The sequence below is a fragment of the Burkholderia sp. Bp9143 genome (assembly GCF_003853645.1).
Taxonomy (GTDB): Bacteria; Pseudomonadota; Gammaproteobacteria; order Burkholderiales; family Burkholderiaceae; genus Burkholderia.
The window spans coordinates 18,162-41,987 of record NZ_QTPO01000027.1 but is presented as its reverse complement, the minus strand read 5'-3'; the positions used below and the strand labels follow the sequence as shown (position 1 = coordinate 41,987).

The 23,826-nt window shown below is 65.3% G+C and carries 23 protein-coding genes; 12 read left to right on the top strand and 11 right to left on the bottom strand.

Annotated features, from left to right (window positions below; all coding sequences use genetic code 11):
- Window positions 1-30: 30 nt before the first annotated feature.
- Complete coding sequence (locus DIE23_RS20900; protein ID WP_124613874.1) at window positions 31-927, bottom strand: transporter; 897 nt, start codon at window positions 925-927, stop codon at window positions 31-33.
- Between the two features lie 423 nt (window positions 928-1,350).
- Between DIE23_RS20900 and nthA the strand changes: the two genes are divergently transcribed.
- From nthA to DIE23_RS20885, 3 genes are read left to right on the top strand one after another with little or no spacing between them, the layout of a single operon-like run.
- Window positions 1,351-1,950, top strand: coding sequence for a nitrile hydratase subunit alpha (gene nthA, locus DIE23_RS20895; RefSeq protein WP_124613873.1), 600 nt, complete (start codon window positions 1,351-1,353; stop codon window positions 1,948-1,950).
- A gap of 42 nt (window positions 1,951-1,992) precedes the next feature.
- Window positions 1,993-2,646, top strand: coding sequence for a nitrile hydratase subunit beta (gene nthB / locus DIE23_RS20890; RefSeq protein ID WP_124613872.1), 654 nt, complete (start codon window positions 1,993-1,995; stop codon window positions 2,644-2,646).
- Window positions 2,643-3,908: a GTP-binding protein gene (locus tag DIE23_RS20885; RefSeq protein ID WP_124613871.1), complete on the top strand. Its 1,266-nt coding sequence runs from the start codon at window positions 2,643-2,645 to the stop codon at window positions 3,906-3,908. Before nthB ends, DIE23_RS20885 begins: the two co-directional genes overlap by 4 nt.
- Before the next feature lie 251 nt (window positions 3,909-4,159).
- Here the strand turns inward: DIE23_RS20885 and DIE23_RS20880 are convergent, their stop codons facing one another.
- The 4 genes from DIE23_RS20880 to DIE23_RS20865 all read right to left on the bottom strand — a co-directional run bounded on the left by DIE23_RS20880 (window position 4,160) and on the right by DIE23_RS20865 (window position 7,714).
- The gene (locus DIE23_RS20880; protein WP_124613870.1) at window positions 4,160-5,437 is read right to left on the bottom strand and encodes an epoxide hydrolase family protein; all 1,278 of its coding nucleotides are present in this window, start codon (window positions 5,435-5,437) and stop codon (window positions 4,160-4,162) included.
- A 177-nt stretch (window positions 5,438-5,614) separates the two neighbouring features.
- Window positions 5,615-6,211: a pyridoxamine 5'-phosphate oxidase family protein gene (locus DIE23_RS20875; RefSeq protein ID WP_124613869.1), complete on the bottom strand. Its 597-nt coding sequence runs from the start codon at window positions 6,209-6,211 to the stop codon at window positions 5,615-5,617.
- A gap of 104 nt (window positions 6,212-6,315) precedes the next feature.
- On the bottom strand, window positions 6,316-6,504 hold the full coding sequence (locus DIE23_RS20870; protein WP_124613868.1) for a hypothetical protein: 189 nt from the start codon (window positions 6,502-6,504) through the stop codon (window positions 6,316-6,318).
- A gap of 10 nt (window positions 6,505-6,514) precedes the next feature.
- Window positions 6,515-7,714: a PLP-dependent aminotransferase family protein gene (locus tag DIE23_RS20865; RefSeq protein ID WP_124613867.1), complete on the bottom strand. Its 1,200-nt coding sequence runs from the start codon at window positions 7,712-7,714 to the stop codon at window positions 6,515-6,517.
- Window positions 7,715-8,073: 359 nt separating this feature from the next.
- Between DIE23_RS20865 and DIE23_RS20860 the strand changes: the two genes are divergently transcribed.
- From DIE23_RS20860 to DIE23_RS20845, 4 genes are all read left to right on the top strand, one after another.
- A complete protein-coding gene (locus DIE23_RS20860) occupies window positions 8,074-9,420 on the top strand; it encodes an MFS transporter (protein WP_124613866.1) in 1,347 nt (448 codons plus the stop codon).
- A 44-nt stretch (window positions 9,421-9,464) separates the two neighbouring features.
- Window positions 9,465-10,436 (top strand): dipeptidase, encoded by a 972-nt coding sequence (locus DIE23_RS20855; RefSeq protein WP_124613865.1) that lies wholly within the window; start codon window positions 9,465-9,467, stop codon window positions 10,434-10,436.
- Between the two features lie 25 nt (window positions 10,437-10,461).
- The gene (locus DIE23_RS20850; protein ID WP_124613864.1) at window positions 10,462-10,986 is read left to right on the top strand and encodes a DUF5943 domain-containing protein; all 525 of its coding nucleotides are present in this window, start codon (window positions 10,462-10,464) and stop codon (window positions 10,984-10,986) included.
- 88 nt (window positions 10,987-11,074) lie between these two features.
- Window positions 11,075-11,647, top strand: a complete 573-nt coding sequence (locus DIE23_RS20845) for a PAS and helix-turn-helix domain-containing protein (RefSeq protein WP_124613863.1) — start codon at window positions 11,075-11,077, stop codon at window positions 11,645-11,647.
- A gap of 126 nt (window positions 11,648-11,773) precedes the next feature.
- On the opposite strand, the gene DIE23_RS20840 is transcribed toward DIE23_RS20845, so the two are convergent.
- From DIE23_RS20840 to DIE23_RS20825, 3 genes are all read right to left on the bottom strand, one after another.
- Window positions 11,774-12,946, bottom strand: coding sequence for an FAD-binding oxidoreductase (locus DIE23_RS20840; protein ID WP_124613862.1), 1,173 nt, complete (start codon window positions 12,944-12,946; stop codon window positions 11,774-11,776).
- Between the two features lie 194 nt (window positions 12,947-13,140).
- Entirely contained in the window at window positions 13,141-14,292 is a 1,152-nt protein-coding gene (locus DIE23_RS20835) for a branched-chain amino acid ABC transporter substrate-binding protein (RefSeq protein WP_124613861.1), read from the bottom strand.
- Window positions 14,293-14,642: 350 nt separating this feature from the next.
- Entirely contained in the window at window positions 14,643-15,671 is a 1,029-nt protein-coding gene (locus tag DIE23_RS20825) for a DUF1338 domain-containing protein (protein ID WP_124613859.1), read from the bottom strand.
- A gap of 224 nt (window positions 15,672-15,895) precedes the next feature.
- Between DIE23_RS20825 and DIE23_RS20820 the strand changes: the two genes are divergently transcribed.
- Both DIE23_RS20820 and DIE23_RS20815 read left to right on the top strand, forming a co-directional pair.
- A complete protein-coding gene (locus DIE23_RS20820) occupies window positions 15,896-16,855 on the top strand; it encodes a LysR family transcriptional regulator (protein ID WP_124613858.1) in 960 nt (319 codons plus the stop codon).
- A gap of 462 nt (window positions 16,856-17,317) precedes the next feature.
- A complete protein-coding gene (locus tag DIE23_RS20815) occupies window positions 17,318-18,946 on the top strand; it encodes an NADP-dependent glyceraldehyde-3-phosphate dehydrogenase (protein WP_124613857.1) in 1,629 nt (542 codons plus the stop codon).
- Window positions 18,947-19,043: 97 nt separating this feature from the next.
- Here the strand turns inward: DIE23_RS20815 and DIE23_RS20810 are convergent, their stop codons facing one another.
- Window positions 19,044-19,676 carry a LysE family translocator gene (locus DIE23_RS20810; RefSeq protein WP_124613856.1) on the bottom strand — a complete coding sequence of 211 codons (633 nt, stop codon included), beginning with the start codon at window positions 19,674-19,676 and terminating at the stop codon, window positions 19,044-19,046.
- Window positions 19,677-20,288: 612 nt separating this feature from the next.
- Here DIE23_RS20810 and DIE23_RS20805 point away from each other — a divergent pair.
- A complete protein-coding gene (locus DIE23_RS20805) occupies window positions 20,289-20,612 on the top strand; it encodes a hypothetical protein (protein WP_006749566.1) in 324 nt (107 codons plus the stop codon).
- Between the two features lie 54 nt (window positions 20,613-20,666).
- On the opposite strand, the gene DIE23_RS20800 is transcribed toward DIE23_RS20805, so the two are convergent.
- Window positions 20,667-21,902, bottom strand: coding sequence for an NADH:flavin oxidoreductase/NADH oxidase family protein (locus DIE23_RS20800; protein WP_124613855.1), 1,236 nt, complete (start codon window positions 21,900-21,902; stop codon window positions 20,667-20,669).
- Between the two features lie 76 nt (window positions 21,903-21,978).
- Between DIE23_RS20800 and DIE23_RS20795 the strand changes: the two genes are divergently transcribed.
- Both DIE23_RS20795 and DIE23_RS20790 read left to right on the top strand, forming a co-directional pair.
- Window positions 21,979-22,449 carry a MerR family transcriptional regulator gene (locus DIE23_RS20795; protein WP_124613854.1) on the top strand — a complete coding sequence of 157 codons (471 nt, stop codon included), beginning with the start codon at window positions 21,979-21,981 and terminating at the stop codon, window positions 22,447-22,449.
- A gap of 131 nt (window positions 22,450-22,580) precedes the next feature.
- Window positions 22,581-22,901, top strand: a complete 321-nt coding sequence (locus tag DIE23_RS20790) for a DUF1330 domain-containing protein (protein WP_124613853.1) — start codon at window positions 22,581-22,583, stop codon at window positions 22,899-22,901.
- A 27-nt stretch (window positions 22,902-22,928) separates the two neighbouring features.
- On the opposite strand, the gene DIE23_RS20785 is transcribed toward DIE23_RS20790, so the two are convergent.
- On the bottom strand, window positions 22,929-23,765 hold the full coding sequence (locus DIE23_RS20785; RefSeq protein ID WP_124613852.1) for an NAD(P)-dependent oxidoreductase: 837 nt from the start codon (window positions 23,763-23,765) through the stop codon (window positions 22,929-22,931).
- Window positions 23,766-23,826: the final 61 nt, after the last annotated feature.

The following is a 23,826-nucleotide window of genomic DNA, read 5'->3' as shown; positions in this document are numbered from 1 at the left end:
CCGGCGTGGGATCCCGGTGCGGGCGTACCTTCAGAAGATGTGTGCGTAACGCAGCCCGACCAACACGCTGTCCTTCGGTCCATTGCGCACGCTTAGATCGGTACCGAGCTGGATCTGCACCTGGTCCGCCTTCGTCACGAACTTCGATGCGGTCAACCTCATCCGCGTCGTGCGCAGCGCATCGTGACTGTCAAGACCATCGACGCTCGTCTCGCCGCCCCAAAGCTGCGTGACGCCGAGGCCGAGCGACGTGCCCGGATCGGGCATGTAACGGACCATCACCTGTGCGCTGTAGCTCATCCGCTGGTGCAGCGTCGCACCGCTTGCACCGTACGACGTGTTGTTGCCGTACCAGATCGCGTCGCCGACGACATCGAGTGCCCACTGCGGCGAGAAATGCTTCACGTACGCGGCCTGAAAATCGAGCGACCAGCGGTTCGCGCCGAGATTGAGCGCGCGGTTCCGATCGTAGCTTCCGGTTGGTGCGTACAGATAGACGGTCGCCGCGGCGACATCCTTCGCGTCGTTCAGGCGGTATTTCAGTGGAGCGGTCAGGATCACGTCGCCGACGCCGGTCGTGCTGCCGAGAGCGCTTGCATTGCCAAAGCCGCTCACGTGGCCGAACGGCAGCAGCACCTGCGGATCGATCGTCAGGCGATCGGTGAGCTGGAACACGTGCAACAGACGCGCAATGCCGATGTTCGACTGCAGATCGAAATCCGAGGTCTTGTGACCGTTTGCGTAATACGCGTTCGTCGCCGAATAGTTGTAGTACAGCACGCCGATTGTCGCGCCAGCCGGGTACTGCTCGTAATCGCCCGGATCGACCTCGACCGCGCCTGCGTAATGCGATGCCACCACCATCAGGGATGAGCCGATCCAGTACGCAATTCGCTTCAGCTTCATTTTGTTGACGTTGTCCATCATTCCCCTCACCTGGATGCGCAGACACCGTCTCGTCCGTCGCGCGGCAAACGCGCGCCATTGATGGACGTCGTGGTTTCGGTGTGCTGCTTGACTGTTATCGGCCGGCGCGTCCGACGCACCGTGGATTCGCGACACCGACCGGTCGTCGCTTGAGGATGAGAATAGGAAGGCAAAATCCGCGGTTCTGTTTTCGGGCGGAACAAGAAATTGGCTGTGACGGGCTTCCAGGGGCAATGCCATGCAGCGGTAACGAAACGGCCGGCGTGACCGTCTCAGCACAGTTTCCGATCCGTGCCGACAAAGAACCGCGCTTTTTCTCTTCTTACCCTGCTCGTGGAGCGTGACCGACACGACGTAGCCGCGACCCGCCGCGGAACCACGCCTCGGCGCCGCTCGACCCGAACCACGACAAGGAGCCCCACGATGAACGCGAAGCCCCCCGCGGAAACAACCTCGACGCCCGGCGAACGTGCCTGGGCGCTGTTTCGCGTAATGAATGAGAAGAATCTGATCCCGGATGGCTATATCGAAAGCCTGACGGAGTTGATGTCGACGACCTGGGATCCGGCCAACGGCGCGCGGATCGTCGCGCGTGCGTGGGTCGATCCGGCGTTTCGCGAACGCCTGCTGAAGGACGGTACCGCCGCATGCGCGGAATTCGGCTACACGGGCCCGCAAGGCGAGTACATCGTCGCGCTCGAAGACACGCCGACACTGAAGAACGTGATCGTATGCAGCCTGTGCTCGTGTACGAACTGGCCCGTGCTCGGTCTTCCGCCCGAGTGGTACAAGGGCTTCGAGTACCGCGCGCGGCTCGTCCGTGAGGGCCGTACGGTGCTGCGTGAGCTCGGCACCGACCTACCCGACGACGTCGTCGTGAAAGTCTGGGACACGACCGCCGAAAGCCGCTATCTGGTGCTGCCGCTGCGCCCATCCGGCACCGAGGACATGACGGAGGAGCAACTGCGGGAGCTTGTCACGAAGGACGTGCTGATCGGCGTCGCGCTGCCGCGTACGCACTGATCGGCAGCGCACCTCAATCGAATTTCATTTAGGAGATCACGGATGGACGGCTTTCATGACCTCGGCGGATTCCAGGGCTTCGGCAAGGTACCGCACACGATCAACAGTCTCGGCTACAAGCCGGTCTTCAAGGAAGACTGGGAACATCTCGCGTACGGCCTGATGTTCGTCGGTGTCGATCACCTGAAGAAATTCAGCGTGGATGAAGTACGTCACGCCGTCGAACGGCTTGACGTGCGTCAGCACGTCGGCACGCGCTACTACGAACGCTATGTGATCGCGACCGCGACACTGCTGGTCGAGACCGGCGTGCTGACGCAGGCGGAACTCGACCGCGCGCTGGGCTCCCGCTTCAAGCTCGCCAACCCGCCGCACGCCGCCGGCCGCGCGGCGCCCGCCGACTCGACGCGGTTCGAGGTCGGCGATCGCGTCGTTGTTCGCGACGAATACGTGGCCGGGCACATTCGCGCGCCGGGTTACGTGCGCGGCAAGGAAGGCGTCGTACTGCATCGAACGACCGAATCGTGGCCGTTCCCGGATACGATCGGCCACGGTGACGCGAGCGCGGTACACCAGCCGACCTATCACGTCGAATTCAGGGTGAAGGATCTGTGGGGCGACGCCGCCGACGACGGTTACGTCGTTGCCGACCTTTTCGAAGGCTATCTCGATCGCGCTCCGGAAACGCCGGCATGAATACCCGCACGAATTCGGGTGCGCCGGTTGAAGCGCCGGCGCGAATCCCTGTGACGGTGCTGTCGGGATTTCTCGGCGCCGGAAAGACGACCGTGCTGAATCATGTGCTGCGCAATCGCGCCGGGTTGAAAGTGGCGGTGATCGTCAACGACATGAGCGACGTGAACATCGACGCGGACGACGTGCGCCGCCATGTCGAGTTGCGTCGCGGCGACGAAGAACTGGTCGAGATGAGCAACGGCTGCATCTGCTGCACGCTGCGTGCTGATTTGCTCGAGCAAATCAGCACGCTCGCCCGGCAGCGGCGCTTCGATTACCTGTTGATCGAATCCACAGGTATCTCGGAGCCGATGCCGGTTGCGGAGACGTTCGCATTCCTCGACAGCAACGGCTTCTGCCTCAGCGAACTCGCTCGACTCGACACGCTCGTCACGGTCGTTGACGGCGAGACGATCGAGAGCAGGATTGCGTCCGTCGCGTCCGTCACGAAAGCGGTCGTGCGAAATGCCAACGGCACGGACAGTCGCGATACCGCGGAGTCGCGTCCGCTCTCGACGCTGCTCATCGAGCAAATCGAATATGCGAACGTGATTCTCGTGAGCCGAGTCGACCGGATTGGTGACGCAGGTTTCGACCGACTCCGCGCCGTGCTCCGAGCATTGAACCCATCCGCGGTAGTTCTACCCATGAGAGACGGGGCAATCGATCCTTTCGCCATTCTGAATACCCACCGCTTTGACCTGCCGGCACTCGTCGATTCACCCGGATGGATGCAACGGATGCGGATCGATGACAGGCCGTCGGAGTCAGAGTCGTATGGAATCTCGTCGTGGGTCTATCGCCAACGTGCACCGTTTCACCCGGCACGCCTGCTCGCGTGGCTGCGTCAGCCATGGACCAACGGACGCCTGCTGCGCTGCAAGGGCTACCTCTGGGCCGCACACCGCCATGCTGAAATCGGCATGCTGGTCCAGACCGGCGGGCGATTCCAGCTGGGCTATGTCGGTCGTTGGTGGCGGTTCGTCCGGCAATCGGACTGGCCGCGCGACGATTATCGCGTCGCCGGCGTTCTCGACAAATGGGAAGAGCCGGTCGGTGATTGCCGGCAAGAAATCGTATTCATCGGTCAGGCTATCGATTGCGAGCAGTTGAGGCATGAACTCGATACGTGCCTGCTGACCGTCGACGAAATCAGCGCGGGACCGGCATCGTGGGCGCAGTTGCCGGAGGCTCGCGAATTGGACGCTCTGTCGGAAATTTAGCCACGGCGCGGAAAGCGTTCTCCAACCCCGTCATGGTCTCGAAAGGTACGTGGCGGGTCGCATGATGAGCGCCGACTGTATCCTGCAGCGCGACTCACCGTCGTTGCCGCCCGATCGGAAGCACCGTTCCGCCCGTGAGCTTGGTAATGGTCTTCCTTGCTTCATACAGCGCCATCAGCAAGGATGCCTTTCTCGATGCGGCGACGCAGGCCGGCATTGCAACCGGCCCGCGCGCTCCCGTCAAGCCCTGCTTACGCGCGACGCAACGGCCGGAACCCGGCACGCACTTCGCGCGCGAACAGTTCCGGCTCCTCCCATGCCGCGAAATGCCCGCCCTTGTCGACTTCGTTGAAGTAGATCAGGTTGTGATAGCTGCGCTCGGCCCAGCTGCGCGGTGCCTGGTAGATCTCGCCGGGAAACACCGTGATCGCCGCTGGCAGCGAGATGTCCACCGCGTTGAAGTTGTTCGAGTGATCCTCCCAGTAGATCTGCGCGGCCGACGTCGCCGTGTTGGTCAGCCAGTACAACGAAATGTCGTCGAGAATCTCGTCGCGCGGAATCGAGCGTTCGGGCACGCCGCCGCTGTAGGTCCACTGCGAGATCTTGTCGTACATCCACGCGGCCTGCCCCGACGGCGAATCGGCGAGCGCGTAGCCGACCGTCTGCGGACGCGTGACCATCATCGCCGAGTAGCCGCAGTTGTCGCGATAGAACGTCGCGAGCTTCTCGTACGCGGCCTTCTCCTTCGGCGACAGCGATGCCGGCGCCGGCGCGTCGGTCTGGAGCAGCGTCGCAATGTCCGGCGGCACCGTCGCCGGCATGTTCACGTGGATCCCGGCCAGGCCCTGCACGCGCTGCATCGCCATCCGGTGCGAGATCACCGAGCCGCAGTCGCCGCCCTGCGACACGAAGCGCGTATAACCGAGGCGCGCCATCAGCTCGCCCCAGGCCCGCGCGATGTGGTCGGAACCCCAGCCCGTCCTGGTCGGTCGGCCCGAGAAACCGAAGCCCGGCAGCGACGGCACGACGACGTGGAACGCATCGTCGGCACTGGCACCGTGCGCGGTCGGATCGGTCAGCGGGCCGATCGCCTTCAGCAGCTCGAAGATCGAACCGGGCCAGCCGTGCGTCATGATCATCGGCATCGCGTTCGCGTGCCGCGACCGGACGTGGATGAAGTGAATGTCGAGCCCGTCGATTTCGGTGATGAACATCGGGAAACCGTTCAGGCGCGCCTCGCCCTTGCGCCAGTCGTAATCGGTGCCCCAGTACTGCAGCAGTGCCTGCATGCGCGCGAGCCGCACGCCCTGCGATTCGTCGGCGACGGTCTCGCGGCCCGGCCAGCGCGTCGCGGCGATGCGGCGGCGCAGGTCTGCCAGTGCGTCATCAGGGATATGGGCGGTGAACGGGCGTATGCCGTTGCCGCCGGTCGCCGCATGTAGCGCGGTAGGCAGCATCGCGGATACACCGGCGGCCACGGAAGTGGCCAGCAGGTGGCGACGCATCGGGGAAAACGGTGAGGAAGACATCGTTCGGCATCTCCTTTCGTGAAGTGGAAAGTGAACATGCCGCGCGCCCGAGCGCGCCTTCGCTTTCATTCGGGCGCGCGCCGGCCACGCGGCGTTGCCCATTTGAAAGGTCTGATGTATCCGGGATTTGTCTGATTTGTACGCGTTTGTAGCGGAGATGCGGACGTCGCCGTCACATCAGGGCGCGATCCAGCGGCCTTCGTAGCCGTCGTCGTTCAGGTCGAATACCGCGCGTCGATGGCCGCTGCGCGCGAGATCGAGCCAGTCGATGCGCGTCACGGTGACGTAGAACACGCAAAAGTTCCGGTAACCGTCGTCGGCCGGCGTGGTGTTCCCGCTTGCGGTGACATGCGCTTCTTCAGGCGAGTCGATCGGCGTGCCCGGCCGCAACGGTGCGCGATACAACAGCAGCGTATGCGGACGGCTCGATTGCCAGATCGCGCGCCGTTGCGCTTCGTCGTCGCAGATCGATGCAACGCCTTCCGCGCGAATCTGCACGAGCGCGTCGAGATCGCTGGCGACGACGGCGATGCGCGGATCGCGGCGCAACTCCGCAACCTTCTCCGACCGCGCATCGGTATGGAACGACAGCAGACGATCGGCGCGGCTCACTTGCCGCAACACGATCGTGCGTACCTTCGGCGCGCCGTCGAGGCCGAGCGTCGCGGCCTGCAGCATCGTGAACGGCGAGCGCTGCGTGCCGACGCCGGACTCGAGGCAGGACCAGAGGCGGTCGTAGGTTTGCGTGAGCGATTCCGAAGCGGGATCGGACATGATGGCGCGGCGATCTGGCGGGATTCGATCGCGCTAGCTTAACCGTTTCGGCGACGGGCTCCGGGTGCGCCGTGGCTTCCGTTGCGAGCCCGCCGCCGCGTGGCTCAGTTGTAGCCGAGGATGACCGGTGCGGCGTCGCTCGTGTCGGTCGAATCCGCGCCGAAGCGGCCGAGCACATCCGCGACATACTGCGGCCCCGCGCTGATCTGCGACGACTTGTGCTCGACGGGACGGATATCGGCCATGCCCGGCGCTTCATCCATCCATGCGGTGTCGTTGATGACGATGTTCATGTTTGTCTCCTCACGCGGCCAGCGCCGCACCATACGCGCGCACCAGGCGCGCCACGCCTTCCCGGATCGCGTCGACGTCGGGCGCGGCGAACGACAGCCGCAGCGATGCGGCGTCGACGTTGTCCACGAAGAACGCCTTGCCCGGCACGAAGACGACCTTGTTCGCGATCGCCTGTTGCAGCAGCACGTCCGACGACACCGCGCCGATGCGCGCCCACACGAACATCCCGCCTTCGGGACGATGGAACGCGATCGCATCGCCGAAGCCGTCGCGCAGCGCGTCGCACAGCGCGTCGCACTTGCGCTTGTAGGCCGCCGTGATGCGCGGCAGATGGCGTTCGAGTGCGCCGTCGGCGAGATACTCGGCGGCGGTGGCTTGCGTCCATGGCGTGCTGCACAGGTCGACCGTCTGCTTCGCGATCACGCAGCGTCGCGCGATCTCGGCCGGCGCGATCGTCCAGCCCACGCGCAGCCCCGGCGCGACGATTTTCGACAGGCTCGCGAAGTGCACGATCCAGTCGCGCGCGCCTTCGACTTCGTTTGCGAGCGAGAGCATCGACGGCACCGGTTCGCCCGCGAAACGCAGGTCGCCGTAGGGATCGTCCTCGACGATCAGGAAACGGTATTGCACCGCGAGACGCAGCAGCTTCAGCCGGCGCTCGCGCGTGAGCGTCGCGCCGGTCGGGTTAGCGAAGGTCGGGACCGTGTAGAGCAGCTTCGGCTGAACGATCGCGCCGGATGCGAGCTGCGACGCGAGACGGTCGACGTCGAGGCCTTCGCTGTCGACGGGGATCGTCACGATGCGCGCCTGTTGCAGACGCATCGCCGAGAGCGTCGCCGGATACGCCGGTTGCTCGGTCAGCACGACGTCGCCCGGCGCGACCATCACGCGCAGCAACAGGTCGAGGCCCTGCTGCGAGCCGGTCGTGACGAGCAGTTCGGCCGGCGTGCAGGTCACGTTGCGGCGCGCCATCAAGGCGATCAGCTGCTGCTTCAGTTCGGCGAGGCCGTCGGTCGGGCCGTATTGCAGGCAGCGGACCGGCTGCGCGTACGCGCGTTCGGCGGCCGTATTCAGACCGTCGACGTCGAACAGGTCGCTGGCCGGATAGCCGCCCGCGAAGGAAATCATCCCCGGTTCGGAGAGGTACTTGAACAGCTCGCGGATCGGCGAACCGGCAGGATTCTGGAATGAGGGCGTGAACGCGTACATGTCGTCGTGAGCTGGATGGCACGGACGGCCGGGATAGCCGACAGGTGCCGCCCGCCAACGCGCTTCTGGCGCAACGGCGGGAATTCGAGCCACGATTGTCGATAGTCATTAACGCTGCGGCAAACGATATCTATGCACTAGGTCTTGCGGTTTGGTCATTAATTGGGGGCAGCGGGGGATGCTCTTCAACGGCCCGCAGCACCGCGCACAAACAGCGGTTACCGGCCGAAGACGCATGGCAGCCTCGCCATCCCGCCCCCGATTACCTAGGTAATTGACACGTATGGACCTAGGTAATTGGCGTCCCTACCATGGTTTTCGACGCGACCCAAAGCGCCCCACACCAAGAGGACACGACCATGACCACCCAGGACGTCGACACCAGCACCCTGCGGCGCGTGATCGCCGCAGCGTCCATCGGCAATTTCGTCGAATGGTTCGATTTCGCCGCATACGGCTTTCTCGCCACCATCCTCACCCGCGAATTCTTCCCCAGCGGCGACCCCACGATCGGACTCTTGAAGACCTTCGCTGTCTTCGCGGTGGCCTTTGCATTCCGTCCGCTCGGCGGCCTGATCTTCGGCGTCATCGGCGACCGGATCGGCCGCAAGCGCACGCTGGCGCTGACGATCCTGATGATGGCGGGCTCGACGACGTTGATCGGCCTGCTCCCGACCTACGCGAGCATCGGCTACTGGGCACCGTTGCTGCTCACGATCATTCGCTGCGTCCAGGGGTTTTCGGCAGGCGGCGAGTACGCCGGCGCATGCGCGTACGTGATGGAACACGCACCGCGCCGCCGCCGCGCATTCTTCGGCAGCTTCGTGCCGGTATCGACCTTCTCGTCGTTCGCTTGCGCGGCGGTGGTCGCCTATCTGCTCGAGTCGTCGCTGTCATCTCAGGCGATGATCGACTGGGGCTGGCGCGTGCCGTTCCTGATCGCGGCACCGGTCGGCCTCATCGGCATCTACCTGCGCGTCAACCTGAATGAAACGCCCGCGTTCCAGGCGCTCGAAGGCAAGCACGACATCGCGCATGCCCCGCTGATGGAAACGCTGCATTCGCAGTCGCTGAATATCCTGAAGCTCGGTGCGTTCGTGTCCGTGACGGCGCTGTCGTTCTACACGTTCACGACGTACTTCGCGACTTACCTGCAAGTGGCCGGGCACCTGTCCCGCGGCACGTCGCTCCTCGTGACGGTGCTCGCCCTCCTCTTCGCAGCGGCGTTGTGCCCGGTCGCCGGCTTCTTCTCCGACCTCGTCGGCCGCCGCGCGACGATCGCCACGACCGGCATCTTCATCATCGTGTCGGTGTATCCGGCCTTCTCGCTCGGCGGCTCGGGCGTGTTGTCGCACTCGCTGATCGGCGTCGCGCTGCTCGCCATCGGCGCGGTGTTCTCGGGCGTGGTGACGGCACCGCTGATGTCGGAAGTGTTCGCGACGAAGACCCGCTATACGGCATCCGCGATCACCTACAACCTCGCCTACACGATCTTCGGCGGCACCGCCCCGCTCGTCGCCACGTGGCTGATCTCCGCGACCGGAACGAACCTGTCGCCGGCGTACTACCTGATCGCCGTGTCGATCTTCGCGATGATCGGCGGCCTGGCGCTGCCGGAAACGTCGAAGACGGCACTCGAGGAAGCCGGTCCGGCATCCGCGAGGACCGCCCGGTCCGCCAAGCGCGGCGTCGAAGGCGCGGTTTGAGTACCCGTCACGCAAGAAAATCAACGCATACATCGAGAGACACCATGACCAGCCTTCACGACTCCAGCATCATCATCGACGGCCTGAACATTTCGAAATTCGAGCGTTCGGTGTTCGAAGACATGCGCAAGGGCGGCGTCACGGCCGTCAACTGCACGGTCTCCGTGTGGGAAGACTTCCAGAAGACGATCGACAACATCGCGGAGATGAAGCAGCAGATCCGCGAATACAGTGAGATCCTCACGCTGGTGCGCACGACGGACGACATCCTGCGCGCGAAGAAGGAGAACAAGACCGGCATCATCTTCGGCTTCCAGAACGCGTATGCGTTCGAGGACAACCTCGGCTACATCGAGGTGTTCAAGGAACTCGGCGTGAACGTGGTGCAGCTCTGCTACAACACGCAGAACCTCGTCGGCACGGGTTCCTACGAACCGGACGGCGGCTTGTCCGGATACGGTCGCGAAGTGATTCAGGAGATGAACCGCGTCGGCATCATGGTGGATCTGTCGCACGTCGGCGCGAAGACGTCGTCCGACGCGATCGCCTGCTCGAAGAAGCCGGTCACCTACTCGCACTGCTGCCCGTCCGGACTGAAAGAGCATCCGCGCAACAAGACGGACGATCAACTGCGCGAGATCGCCGAAGCAAACGGCTTCGTGGGTGTCACGATGTTCATGCCGTTCCTGCGTCGCGGCGCCGACGCGACGATCGACGACTATCTCGAAGCGATCGAATACGTGATCGACGTGATCGGCGAGGACAAGGTCGGCATCGGCACGGACTTCACGCAGGGCTACAGCACCGAGTTCTTCGACTGGATCACGCACGACAAGGGCCGCTATCGTCGCCTGACGGACTTCGGCAAGGTCATCAATCCGGAAGGCATCCGCACGATCGGCGAATTCCCGAACCTCACGGCCGCGATGCAACGCGCCGGCTGGAGCGAATCGCGCATCAAGAAGGTGATGGGCGAGAACTGGCTGCGGGTGTTCGGCGAAGTCTGGAACGGTTGAATCGCACGACGCATACGCACCCGCCATGCAGCCACAATTGCCCATCGACGTCGACCCGGACACCGGTGTCTGGACCACCGACGCGCTGCCGATGCTGTACGTGCCGCGCCATTTCTTCACGAACAATCATGTCGCCGTCGAAGCAGCGCTCGGCCGCGAAGCCTATGCGTCGATTCTCTACCAGGCCGGCTACAAGTCCGCCTATCACTGGTGCGACAAGGAAGCGAAGCAGCACGGCCTCGGCGGCATGGCTGTGTTCGAGCATTATCTGAAGCGGCTGTCGCAGCGCGGCTGGGGCGTGTTCACCCTCGCCGAAGCCGATCCGGCGACGTCGCATGCGCGCATCCATCTGCACCACTCGTCCTTCGTGCTGGCGCAGCCCGACAAGCATGGCAAGCTCTGCTACATGTTCGCGGGCTGGTTCGCCGGCGCGATGGACTGGGTCAACGACACCGCGGCCGACACGGCGAGCAAGGGCCCGCGCGCGCATTCGGCGGAAGTCCGGTGTGCGGGCGAAGGGCACGACTGCTGCGTCTTTCACGTCGGTTGAGTTTCTTGCAAACGCTACGGCTACAATCCGACAGGAGCGCCCCCACCCGATAGCCTGGGTCCGAACGCGGTTCGGCCCCGTCGACCCGATGCCGAACATGACCGACACGATGCCCAGCCTCGACTACGAAGACCTCTTCAGGCATCTGCCCGTCGCGGCGATCGTGGCCAGGGAACGCATCATGGTCGACTGCAACGAGAAGGCGCTGCAACTGTTCCGGGCGACCCGCGACGACATCGTCGACCAGTCGTTCGCGAAGCTGTATCCGCAGCAGAAGGACTTCGCGACGACCGGCCGTCGCCTTGCGCCGCTGCTCGCGAAACATGCGGGATTCAGCGACGACCGCATCATGCGCCGCGTCGACGGCAGCCATTTCTGGGTCACCGTGTGCGGCTTCGGCTACAACCCGAAGCGGCCTTTCGAGCTGGCGATCTGGACGTTCACCGACCTGTCGGGCGACGCGAAGCATCCCGACGTCGCCAGCACGTTGACCGATCGCGAGCGCGACGTCGCCGCATTCCTGGTTCACGGGCTCACCAGCAAGGAAATCGGCAAGGAGCTGAGCATCAGCCCGCGCACCGTCGACATCCATCGCGCGAGCTTGTTGCGAAAGTACGAAGTCCGCACGACCCACGATCTGATCGCGTGCCTGCTGGCCTGAGTCGCGCGCGCCGGAACGATGCGTCCGGCATCCGCGCGTCAACAAAAAAAGCCCGGCAGAGCCGGGCCAATCAGATTGAGACACAAGGAGAATCCCGCCCACCCCACACCGGGCGGTCACGCCGCGCTACACGACGTTCTTTTCGACGATCGGCCGGTTTTCCAGCACACGCTCCCAGCCGAGCGACGACAGGTCGAGCGATTCGTATCGCCCGCCCAGGATCAGTTCACTTACCCCACGCCCGGTCGCGGGCCCTTGCTGCAGCCCGTGCCCGCTATACCCGTTCGCGAACACGACGTTGTCGAGCTCGGGGTGATACCCGATGATCGCGTTGTGATCGAACACGTTGTACTCGTAGTACCCGGACCAGCAGTTCTCCACGCGCAGCGCCTCGAACTCCGGCACGCGATTCGCGAGCGTCGGCCAGATCACCTCGTCGAACAGGTCGTGATCGACCTGGTCGAGCGGCAGATCGTCGGGATCGCGATCCGGGCTCGGCGACGTCCCGCAGATATACGTGCGCCCTTCCGGCCGGAAATACACGCCGGTCGGATCGATCAGCAGCGGGCAGTCGGTGAGCTTCGCCGGCGACGACACGTTGAAGATGCTGCGACGCCGCGCATACACGGGAATGTCGATGCCCATCATCGACGACAGCGTGCGCGTCCACGCGCCGGCCGCATTGACGAGCGTGTCGCATGCGTAGCGCTCGCCATCGCTCGTCACCACATGCGTGATCTTGCGACCGTCGCGAACGACGCCGGTCACGTCGGCCGGCACGTAGCGCGCGCCCAGCGCCTGCGCCTTCTTGCGCAGCGCCTGCACGAGCCCGTAACCGTCGAACCACCCTTCGCCGCTCACGCCATACGCGCCCGACACGAGATCGTCGACGTTCAGCCACGGAAACTTCGCGCGCAGCGCATCGCGATCCATCAGCCGGATATCGGCACCGAGCTTCGTCTGCAGCGCGTGGTTCTCGCGCAGCGTCGCATCGCCTGCCGCTGTCGCGAGAAACAGGTAACCGCCTTCATGCAGATCGATCGACGGTCGCGTGCCGTCGACCTCGAGCCGTTCGCCGATCGAGCGCAGGAAATCGATCCCGAACAGCGACATCTCGATCGACAGCGGCGTCGAGAACTGCTGGCGAATCGACGCGGCCGACAGCGCGGACGACGACTTCGCATAGGTGGGATCGCGTTCGATGACGGTCACGGACACCGTCGGATCGGTAGCACGCAGGAAATAGGCGATCGAGCTGCCGATCACACCACCGCCGACGATGACGACTTGAGAACTCACGACTGACTCCAGTTGCACGTGAAAGGCGCGGCCAGCCAGCCGCGCCCGAAGGTTGTTCGTGCCGCGTCGCGCGCGGCGCCGTGCGTGCGGACCACCCGGCGAATCGCCCCGACATGCGCCGCGATCGCATCCGATCGCTTTGGCTATTTCAGCACGTCCGGCGTCGCCGCGAAAGTCCGCGCGCGTTCGGGTATTCAGTCCGCCGTTTGCGTGGTGACGGGCTGCCACGCGGCGTTCTTCACTTCATACAGCGTCGAGCTCGGGTTCTTCAGGTCGCCCGTGTTCGTGAACGCGATCGTGCCCGTGATGCCGTCGTAGCGCGTGGTCTTCAGCGCGCCGTTGAAATCGGCCGGCTTCGTCGAATTTGCCTTCTGCATCGCGTTGATCGCGATCCACGTCGCGTCGTACGCGAACGGCGCATACGCGAGCATGTCGACGCCGTACTTCTGTTTGAATTTCGTTTCGAACTGCTTGCCCTTCGCGAGACGCGACAGCGGCTGCCCGTATTCCCACACGGACGCGCCTTCGGCCGCATTGCCCGCGAGCTTGATGAAGTTCGCGTTCATCACACCGCCGCCGGCCAGGAACTGCGCGCGGATGCCGAGCTGGCGCATGCGCTTGACCAGCATCGCGGACTGCGCGTCGAGGCCGCCGAAGAACACCAGGTCGGCATTCGTGCTCTTGATCTTCGTGAGCTGCGCGCTGAAGTCGACGGCCTTGTCGTTCGTGAATTCGCGCGCGACGATCGTGCCGCCGCTTGCCTTCGCGGCCTTCTCGAATTCGTCGGCTTCGCCCTGGCCGAACGCGGTGCGGTCGTCGATGATCGCGATGCGCTTCGCCTTGGTCACGCTCGCCGCATACGCGCCGGCATTGCCGGCGTTCTGCGCGTCGGTCGCGATCACGCGGTACACGGTACCGAGCCCGGCGCGCGTGATGTCGGGATTGGTCGCCGACGGCGTGATCATCGGAATGCCGGCCTTCGCGTAGATCTTCGATGCGGGCAGCGTCGTGCCGGAATTGAAGTGGCCGATCACGACGGCCACCTGCGCGTCGGTCAGCTGCTGCGCGGCCTGCACGCCGATGCGCGGATCGCTCTGGTCGTCCTGCGACGCGACGACGAATTTCACCGGCTTGCCGCCGATCGTCGTGTGCGCGGCGTTCGCCTCGTCGACGGCCATGCGCACGCCATTCTCGATGTCCTTGCCATACGCGGCGCCGCCGCCGGTCAGCGGCACGGCCACGCCGACCTTGACGACCGTCTCCTGCGCGTGGGCCGCGCCCGTCTGGAACGCGAAGATCGCGGCGGTCAGTGCCATGCCGGAAAGCGAGCGAATGCGGAACGTCATCGGCCAATCCTTCTTCTGTGGGTCGGGATGCGACGCGCGACCATCGCGCGCCGGCGACCTCCCGCGTGCCGGTGATTTTTTCCGTCGCCGGGGCGTCGCCAATGGCGCGTCGCCTGCCGGTCGATCACCGCGGTTCCGTCTCCGGGGAACCTGTCAGCGCGAAAGAGGTGAACCGATTGTGGGTAGCCAATACGCGTGCAGCAAACGAAATATCGGAACTATGTTGTGAGGAATTGTCATCAAGTGCCGATGCGGCCGACGGTGCACTCTGACAATCGAAGCGCCCATGCAACGCAAACGGGCCGGCGGCTGTGATCAGCCGTCGGCCCGTTCGTGTTTGCGCGCCGCGCTTACTTCGCCGCGTTCGCCGTCATCTTGAAGATACCCTGCGCGTTGCCCGCATCGAAACGCAGGTCCGTCACCCAGCGGCGCGCCGCCTGATCGAACGTGCGACGGCGCGTGATGAATTCGTAGAACGAGCCCGGCACGTTGCGCTTCACCGTGCCGCCGTCGCGCGTGCGGAACTCGCGCTCGACGATGTCCGCGCGATACGCGGTCTGGAACACGCGGCCCGAACGCGAGCGCTCGACTTCCGGCTTCATCGGCCGGCCCTTCGCCTTCTCGTCGTCGGACAGCTTGAACACGTCGATCACGCGATCGGTCGCGTGGTTGAACGCGTTGCCTTCGGTCGCGATCCACGCCATTTCGGCCGATTCGAGCAGCAGCGTCTCGTAGTCGAGTTCGTTCGGCAGGTCGTGCTGGCGCGCAAACGCACCGACGATCTCGGGCAACAGCGCGTGCGCGGCGTCGAGCGACAGCCAGCCTTCGCGCTCGATCTCCCACAACAGCGCGACGGCCGCCGGCGACAGCGGATCGCGTGACGAGCTGACGACGTTCGTCACCGCCTGCTGGAATTCCTTCGAGAAGCGCTCCGGATGCAGCTCGCTGACGAAGAACTGCGCGATCTCGTCCGGCGCGTCTTCATGCGCGTAGGCACGGCCGGTCATGCCGAGCTTGTCGAGCGGATAACGGCCGTTCAGGCGGAAGCCGAGCGGACGCAGGATCCGCGTGAACGCGGCTTCGCCCGGCGGCAGCGCGCCCGTGTGCGGCCAGCGCACCGTGCGCAGCGCGCCATGGTCGAAGTAGACCGAGCCGCCGTTTTCGATGGCATCGGCCGTGTACGCGCGGCCGTTCGCCGAACGTTCGAGCAGCCCTTCGAACAGCGCCATGTTCATCGCCTGCGCGATTTCCGCGCGCGTGACGACGTCGGTTTCCCATTCGTCGAGGATGGCCGGCATGTTCAGGGTCGCGAACAGGGCGTCGGTCTTCGCCTGTCCCAGCAGCTTCGTCAGCAGGCTCTCGATATTCGGATTGCGCATCAGGATTCTCGTGTTCGGGGGACCGCCGGCAAACGTGCCGGCAACTCGGATGGCCGGCCGCCCAGCGGGCGCCTGGCCTTGCGTGGGATGCATTATTCAAAGGGTTGCAGCGGGGCGTAAAGCGAGATTAAATTGACACGTGATGAGTTTTTGGAATTATTCGCGGCCCCCGCACTCGTCCGCCGGCCCGCCGCGGGCGGGTCCGTTCGTCAGACAAAATCAGCATGCGCAAATTCAAGATCCCCAACATGGGTGCGCTCGTGGCTTTCGAAGCCGCGGCGCGCCACGAGAGCTTCACGCACGCGGCGAAGGAGCTGTTCCTGACCGAAAGCGCGGTATCGCGGCAGATCGCGACGCTCGAGGCCAGCCTCGGCGTGCGGCTGTTCGCGCGCGTGAAGCAGCGCGTCGTGCTGACGCGCGCCGGCAAGCTGTACGGCACGCAGGTGCGGCGCGCGCTAGAGGCGCTCGATCGCGACACGCTGTCGATCATCGCGCACGGCAGCGGCGGCGGTTACCTGGAGCTCGCGGTGCTGCCGACCTTCGCGTCGCACTGGCTGATCCCGCGCATCAAGAGCTTCTACGACCGCACACCGGACGTGCGCGTGAACATGGGCAGCCGCACCGACCTGTTCTCGTTCGAGGACACGCACTTCGAGGCCGCGATCCACTACGGCAAGCCGACCTGGCCCGGCACATCGTCCGACTATCTGTTCGGCGAGGAAGTCGTGCCGATCTGCTCGCCCGCGCTGCTCGACCGGCCAGTCGAACGCGTGGAGGACCTGCTCGCGTATCCGCTGCTGCACTCGACCACCCGCCCCGGCGCATGGGCGCAATGGTTCGAGACGCACGGCGTCGAGGACATCCGCACGATGCAGGGCGTGCGCTACGAACTGCACACGATGCTGATCAGCGCGGCCGCGGCCGGGCTCGGCATCGCGCTCGTGCCGAAGTTCTTCGTCGAGGAACAGTTGCAGCAGCTCGGCCTGATCGTGCCCTGCGACGCAGCGACGGTCGGCGATTCGGCGTACTACCTCGTGTATCCGACGGAGTTCAGCCACAGCAAGCCGCTGGAATCGTTTCGTGCGTGGTTGCTGGAGCAGGCGAGCGCGTATGCGGCGCCGGGGCGGGACAACGATGGCGATGGCGATGACGCCGATGCGGAAGATGACGAAGACGTCGAGTGATCGCGGCGGCCCGCGGTTGGTCCGGTGCGCGCCGGGCGGGCAACCCCGACCCGGCGCTCCGGGCAGCCGACCTCGCTTCGGCAGCGCGGCGGACCTTCTCTCTTTTCTTCACTACGTGTGTTTTCTCTCAGGTTCGGGGCATTTTTTTGCTGCGCCGCGCCCAACCATTATCCGCCCAAACCAGCCGAAGTGAAACGTTTGCGTACGCTCTGAGCGGCTTATACCCGGCATTCGGACACAATCCTTCAATTTGTTTACGCAGCGTGCGATCACGTTCGGCAAATCTTGCAATCGGCGCGGCGTTCCTTTTTAATGGAACTGGTTCCATTCCGTGTTTCGGCCATGCCTCCGCGTGACGCCTCGACGTCCGCGCGTCATCATGCCGATTCAGGATCGAGGATCATTCAGCTCAGGATTCCGCATTGCCCGTCCTTCCCGGACACCCCGTCAAACGAGACCGTCATGCCCGATTCCGCTTCCCTGCAGCAGCTGTTTCCCGCCTATCAAGACATCCCCGCCGAGTTCCGGCTCGCCGCACCGATCCACCAGCGCGTGTCGCTGGTCGACGGCGAGCTGCGCCCGTGGGACGGCACGACCAAGACCGTGCTGTCGCCGGTGTGCGTGCGCCAGCCGGACGGCAGCGTCGCGCAGATGGAGATCGGCAGCTATCCGGTGATGGGCGAGACGGAAAGCGATGCGGCGCTCGACGCCGCGGTGCGCGCGTACGATTCGGGCCGCGGCGAGTGGCCGACGATGAAGGTGGAGCAGCGCATCGCGTGCATGCAGGACTTCATCAAGCGGATGGTCGCGCAGCGCGAGCTGGTCGTGAACCTGATCATGTGGGAGATCGGCAAGAGCCTCGCCGATTCGCAGAAGGAGTTCGACCGCACCGTCACGTACATGACGCAGACGATCGACGCGCTGAAGGAGCTCGACAACGCGAACTCGCGCTTCGTGATCGCGGAAGGCACGATCGGGCAGATCCGCCGCACGCCGCTCGGCGTCGTGCTGTGCATGGGGCCGTACAACTATCCGCTGAACGAAACCTTCGCGACGCTGATCCCCGCGCTGCTGATGGGCAACACCGTGGTGTTCAAGCCGCCGCAGTACGGCACGCTGCTGTTCGAACCGCTGCTCGAGGCGTTCCGCGACGCGTTCCCGAAGGGCGTGATCAACACGATCTACGCGCCGGGCGCGGTGGTCGTGCCGCACATGCTCGCGTCGGGCAAGATCAACGTGCTCGCGCTGATCGGCTCGAGCAAGGTCGCCGATCACCTGAAGAAGCAGCATCCGAAGTCGCACCGGCTGCGCGCGATCCTCGGCCTCGACGCGAAGAACGCGGCGATCGTGCTGCCCGACGCCGATCTCGACCTCACCGTGAAGGAGTGCCTGCTCGGCGCGCTGTCGTTCAACGGGCAGCGCTGTACCGCGCTGAAGATGCTGCTCGTGCATCGCTCGATCGTCGACGAATTCCTGAAGCGCTTCACCGCCGCGCTCGAACAGCTGAAGATCGGCATGCCGTGGGAGAAAGGCGTCAGCATCACGCCGCTGCCGGGCATGCATCGCACCGCGTACATGACCGACGCGATCGACGACGCGAAGGCCAGGGGCGCGCAGGTCGTCAACCACTCGGGCGGCGAGTTCAGCAAGACGCTGTTCTATCCGGCCGTCGTGTATCCGGTGTCCGAAGGCATGAAGCTGTATCGCGAGGAGCAGTTCGGGCCGATCATTCCGGTCGCGCCGTTCGACGACGTGGAAACCGCGCTCGACTACGTGACGACGTCGGAGCACGGCCAGCAGGTCAGCATCTTCGGTTCCGATCCGGCGCAGATCGGTGCGCTCGTCGATCCGCTCGTGAACCAGGTGTGCCGCGTGAACATCAACTGCCAGTGCCAGCGCGGGCCGGACGTGTTCCCGTTCGCCGGGCGCAAGGATTCGGCGGAAGGCACGCTGTCGGTGACCGACGCGCTGCGCGCGTTCTCGATCCGCTCGATGGTCGCGGCGAAGCAGACCGACGGCAGCAAGCAACTGCTCGATTCGATCGTGTCGGATCACTACTCGAAGTTCATCAACACGGGCTTCATTTTCTGAAGCGCTGAAGCGAGTGCGTGCGATGCGATGAACAAGCCGCCGCGCGATCGCGCGGCGGCTTGCTGGTTGATACGCGTGACGAGTGCGCGCGATACGTTCAAACGTTCGACGCGAGCAACCGGATCCCCGCCACGCCGAACACCACCGCGAGACACGCTTCCATCGCGCGCCGGCCGCGCACGTACAGCCGGCGTGCGCCGTCCGTCGAGAACACCAGCGCATAGCCGCCGAACACCAGGCATCCGATCGCGATGCAGCCCGGCACGACGGCGCCGTGCGACGCGCCCGCGCCGTTCGACGACAGCGCGACGATCGACACCCACACCAGGATGGCTTTCGGATTCGTCAGGTGCAGCATCGCGCCGCGCGCGTAGACGCGCGACAGCGTCTGATCGGGCGCCGCCTTCAGCGTGGCGGCCGCCTTGGCCGACCACGCGGTGCGGCCCGACTTGAACGCGAGCCACAGCAGGTACACGCCGCCGAACAGCTTGATCGCGACCAGCAGCTTCGACCATGCGAGCAGCGCGGCCGATACGCCGAGCGCGGCCACCGTCGCCCAGAACATCGAGCCCGAGATGACGCCGAGCGCGAACGCGAGCGCCGCCTTGCGGCCATGGTTCGCCGCGACCGACATGATCGCGAGGTTGCTCGGACCGGGGCTGGCCGTGCCGACGAAATAAGCCGTGTAGGCCAGCAGCAGGTTGGCCGAGAAAAAGGCATGGATGCTCATGTCGAACCTCGCGGGGATGATGCGGTGATTGTTCGCAAACACGGCGCCGCTGCCCATGGACAGTTGTCCGGTTATTCGCTGGGCCAGTTGGGTGGCGCGTGACGCAGGTTGCGCATGCATCCGGCGGGCCGCGAAAAAAACGTCTCGGATATGAAACATCCGGCGCCTGCGCCGCGCGCTTCCATCATGCGGCGGGCATCGTCGCGGCGCGCCGCACGCAACCGGCCCGAGGCCGTGGGGCGCCGCCGTCGCACATGCGCCGCGGCACGCCGCCGATTCGTCGACCGAATCACGCTGTTGGTTTTAACCCGACGTTACGTTACATCGCTGAAGCATTTCGTCTGTCCGGACCCTGCCGCGCGGCCGACCGCGATCGCGCGCGGCGTATCGACACCCTCGTCGATTTTCCGTGCGAGCCAGTATCGGCGGGACGCGATGGCTGCTGCCGCGCCCCGCGTCGACATGGCTCGACAATCGGCTAGCCGCGCTGGTACGGAACCTGCATTCGCATTGCAGCGACAGCCGTGCCGCCGATCGGCGCGAACATGAACCCGGATCGCGATCCGTTCACCGGATACGCCCGAACGATCCACGCACGCAACGAGGCTCATCATGGATGCGCTGCCCAACTCGTCCGATACGTCGTTCCAGCTCTTTCTCGCGAAACTGCTCGAACAGCCGCAGCTCGAATGGACCGAAAAACAGCAGATGGAACTCGAGATGGCGCGCTCGCTGTCGACCCAGATGGTCCACTTCGCCGAAGGCATGCGCGGCGGCAACGCGGATCTCGCGCGCTGCCTCGTGCTGCTGCGCTACGCGAAGGTCCTCGACTTCATGCTGACGTCGCTCGCCGCACGCCGCGACATTCACCCGCAGACGCTGCGCACGCTGTTCCGGCTCGCGAACCTGAAGGTCGACGATGCGTATCCGGTGTGAGCGGGCATCGGGCAGCCCGCTGCACCGCCTTCGCGGCGTTCGCGGCGTTCGCGGCTAGCGCGCCGCCCGCCCCGCCATCCACTTGCGGTAACGCCGCGTCTGGCACTGCGCGGCGAGTTGCTGCGACACCAGCGCGCGCAGCGGCGACACGCCCGGATGCGTGCGCCGCCCGACGCTCAACCGCGCGAGCTGGAACTTCACGACGGCCATGTTCGCCAGCGCGCCCAGCGCCTTGTTCTTCCACCGGATCGGCTGCAGCGCCGGCGCGCTGTCCTTGCCGGCCTGCCAGTCGCGCGGCAGGTTCGGATCGATCGACAGCGCGGTCGCGATGCCGACCATCGCCACGCCGCTGGCAACCACCTGCTCGGCCACCGCGCGGCGCCGGATCCCGCCCGTGACCATCAGCGGCATGGCCGCGATGGCGGTGATGTCCCGCGCGAATTCGAGGAAATACGCTTCACGGGCCAGCGTGCGTCCGTCGCGCGCCTCGCCCTGCATCGCCGGTACTTCATAGCTGCCGCCCGACAGTTCAACCAGATCGACGCCGAGCGGATTCAGCAATTCGACGACGCGCTTCGCATCGTCCGCGCTGAAGCCGCCGCGCTGGAAATCGGCCGAGTTCAGCTTGACCGACACGACGAACGCGGGCGACACGGTCGCGCGCACCGCCCGCACGATGTCGAGCAGGAGGCGCGCGCGGTGCTCGATGCTGCCGCCCCACGCATCCTGCCGGCGGTTCGTCAGCGGCGACAGGAACTGGCTCAGCAGGTAACCGTGCGCCGCGTGGATCTGCACGCCGGTGAAGCCGGCTTGCTCGGCGAGCCGCGCGGCGCGCACGAAGCGCTGCCGCACGTCGGCGATGTCGGCTTCCGTCATCTCCTTCGGCACTGGAAACTGCTTCGACAGCGCGCCGAGCGCGAGCGGCACGGCCGACGGCGCGAGCGTCGTCTGGCCGAGCGCCGCCTGCATCTGGCGCCCCGGATGGTTGATCTGCATCCACACGTGCGCGCCGCCGGAGCGCGCGACCCGCGCCCACCGCCGGAAGCGGTCGAGATGCGCGTCGCTGTCGAGCACGACGCCGTTCGGCCCCGTCATCGCGCGGCCGTCCACCATCACGTTGCCGGTCAGGATCAGGCCGGCCCGGCCGTCGGCCCATGCCTGGTACAGGCGCACCAACGCATCGGACGGCGCGTGATCCGCATCAGCCATGTTCTCTTCCATCGCGGCCTTGGCGAGCCGGTTCGGGATCACCGCGCCATTGGGCAGCGTGAGGGGGGCAAACAGGTTCATGGTGACATCCTCGATTGACGAGGCCCAACCATAACTTTAAAGTCAACTTCAAGGTCAAGCCCCCCTGGAGCACACCATGAAGATCGGCGAACTGGCGCGCAAGAGCGGCATCGCGGCGTCGCGTATCCGGTTCTACGAAGCGAGCGGCCTGCTCGAACCGGCGCGCCGGCAAGCGAACGGCTATCGGGAATACGGGCCTGAAGCGCTGACGCGGCTCGCGATCATCGACCGCGCGCAACGCGCGGGTTTCGCGCTGGACGAGATCCGCGCGGTGCTGCCGCCCGATCTTGGCGCGTGGCCGCGCGACGAGCTGCTGCAAACGCTGCGGCACAAGGTCGATGAAATCGCGCTGCTCGAACAGCGGCTCGCGCAGAATCGGCGCAACCTGCAGGCGCTGATCGACGAGATCGCGAACAAGCCCGCCGGCGAGGACTGCGCGAGCGCCGCGCAACGCATGCTCGACAAGCTGTGCAAGGAAGAGGCCGAGGCGGTATCGGCGCCTGCATCGGTGCCGCACCCGCGGCCGGTGGTGCGCAAGCGCGCGTGAACGCGCGGCGCGGCCCGCATCGTGCACGGCCACATGGATTTGCTTACGTCGCAGGTAATCGACGTGCCCCGCCCGCGCGCCGATCATGGCTTCACCGATCGACGCATCGCATCGACGCCACGGAGCCCGCCATGACCGCCTACGCCATCGCCCACCTGCACGACGTTGAAATGTGCGACGACATCCTCGAATACCTCGAACGCATCGACGGCACGCTCACACCGTTCGACGGTTATTTCGTCATTCACGGCGCGCGGCCCGACGTGCGCGAAGGCGTGTGGCGCGGCGACCTGATCGCGATCGCGTTTCCCGATCTCGATACGGCGCGCGCGTGGTATGAATCGGATGCGTACCGGCAGATCCAGCCGCTGCGCGCGCGGCACGCGAGCGGCCCGTTGATCCTGATCGACGGCGTGGACAAGTCGCACAAGGCGACGGACATCCTGCGCTGATCCGCTACGCCGGCGACGCGTACGACGCTACTTCGCGTTGCGCTCCATCGGCTCGCCGACGACGAAACCGCCGCCCTGGTAGCGTTGCGCCGGATCGTCGTACTCGGCGGTCGGCGCCGCCAGCGGGAACAGCCCCGCGAACTGCTCGGAACTGTCCTGCGGCCGGAAGCCGAGGAAGCCGGCCTTCGTGTTGTCCCACCACTTCACCGGATTGTCCGACACGCCGTAGACGATCGCGTGCCCGACGCGGTTCGTCAGCAGCGAGCAGCGCACGAGCTCGATGAAGTCGCGATAGCTGAGGAACGTCACGAGCATGCGCGGGTTCTTCGGCGCCTCGAACGACGAACCGATCCGCAGGCACACCGTCTCGATCCCGAAGCGGTCGAAGTAGTAGCGCGACAGCGACTCGCCAAAGCACTTCGTCACGCCATAGAGACTGTCCGGACGCTGCGGCGAATCGGCATCGAGCACTTCCGTGACCGGATGGAAACCGATCGCATGGTTCGAGCTCGCGAACACGACGCGCTTCACGCCATGCTTGCGCGCGGCTTCGTACAGGTTGTACGTGCCGGTGATGTTCGCATCGACGAGATCGTCGAACGGCGCGTCGACCGAAATGCCGCCGAGGTGGACGATCGCGTCGACGCCGTCGACGAGTTCCATCACCGCCGGCCGGTCGGCCAGGTCGACGACCCGGGTTTCTTCGTGCGGGGCTGCGTCGCCCAGCGCGGCGATGTCGCTCACGCGCACGACGTCGGCCCAGTTCGCCAGCGCGCCGCGCACCTGACGGCCGAGGTTGCCGGCCGCGCCGGTCAGCAGCAGGCGCCCGAACGGCTTGCGTGCGCCGGTGGATGTGGCGTTCATCGAATCTCCTTGAATCGGTTCTGAGGTGTCCTGGACGCTGCCCGAAACCGGCGGAATCGGT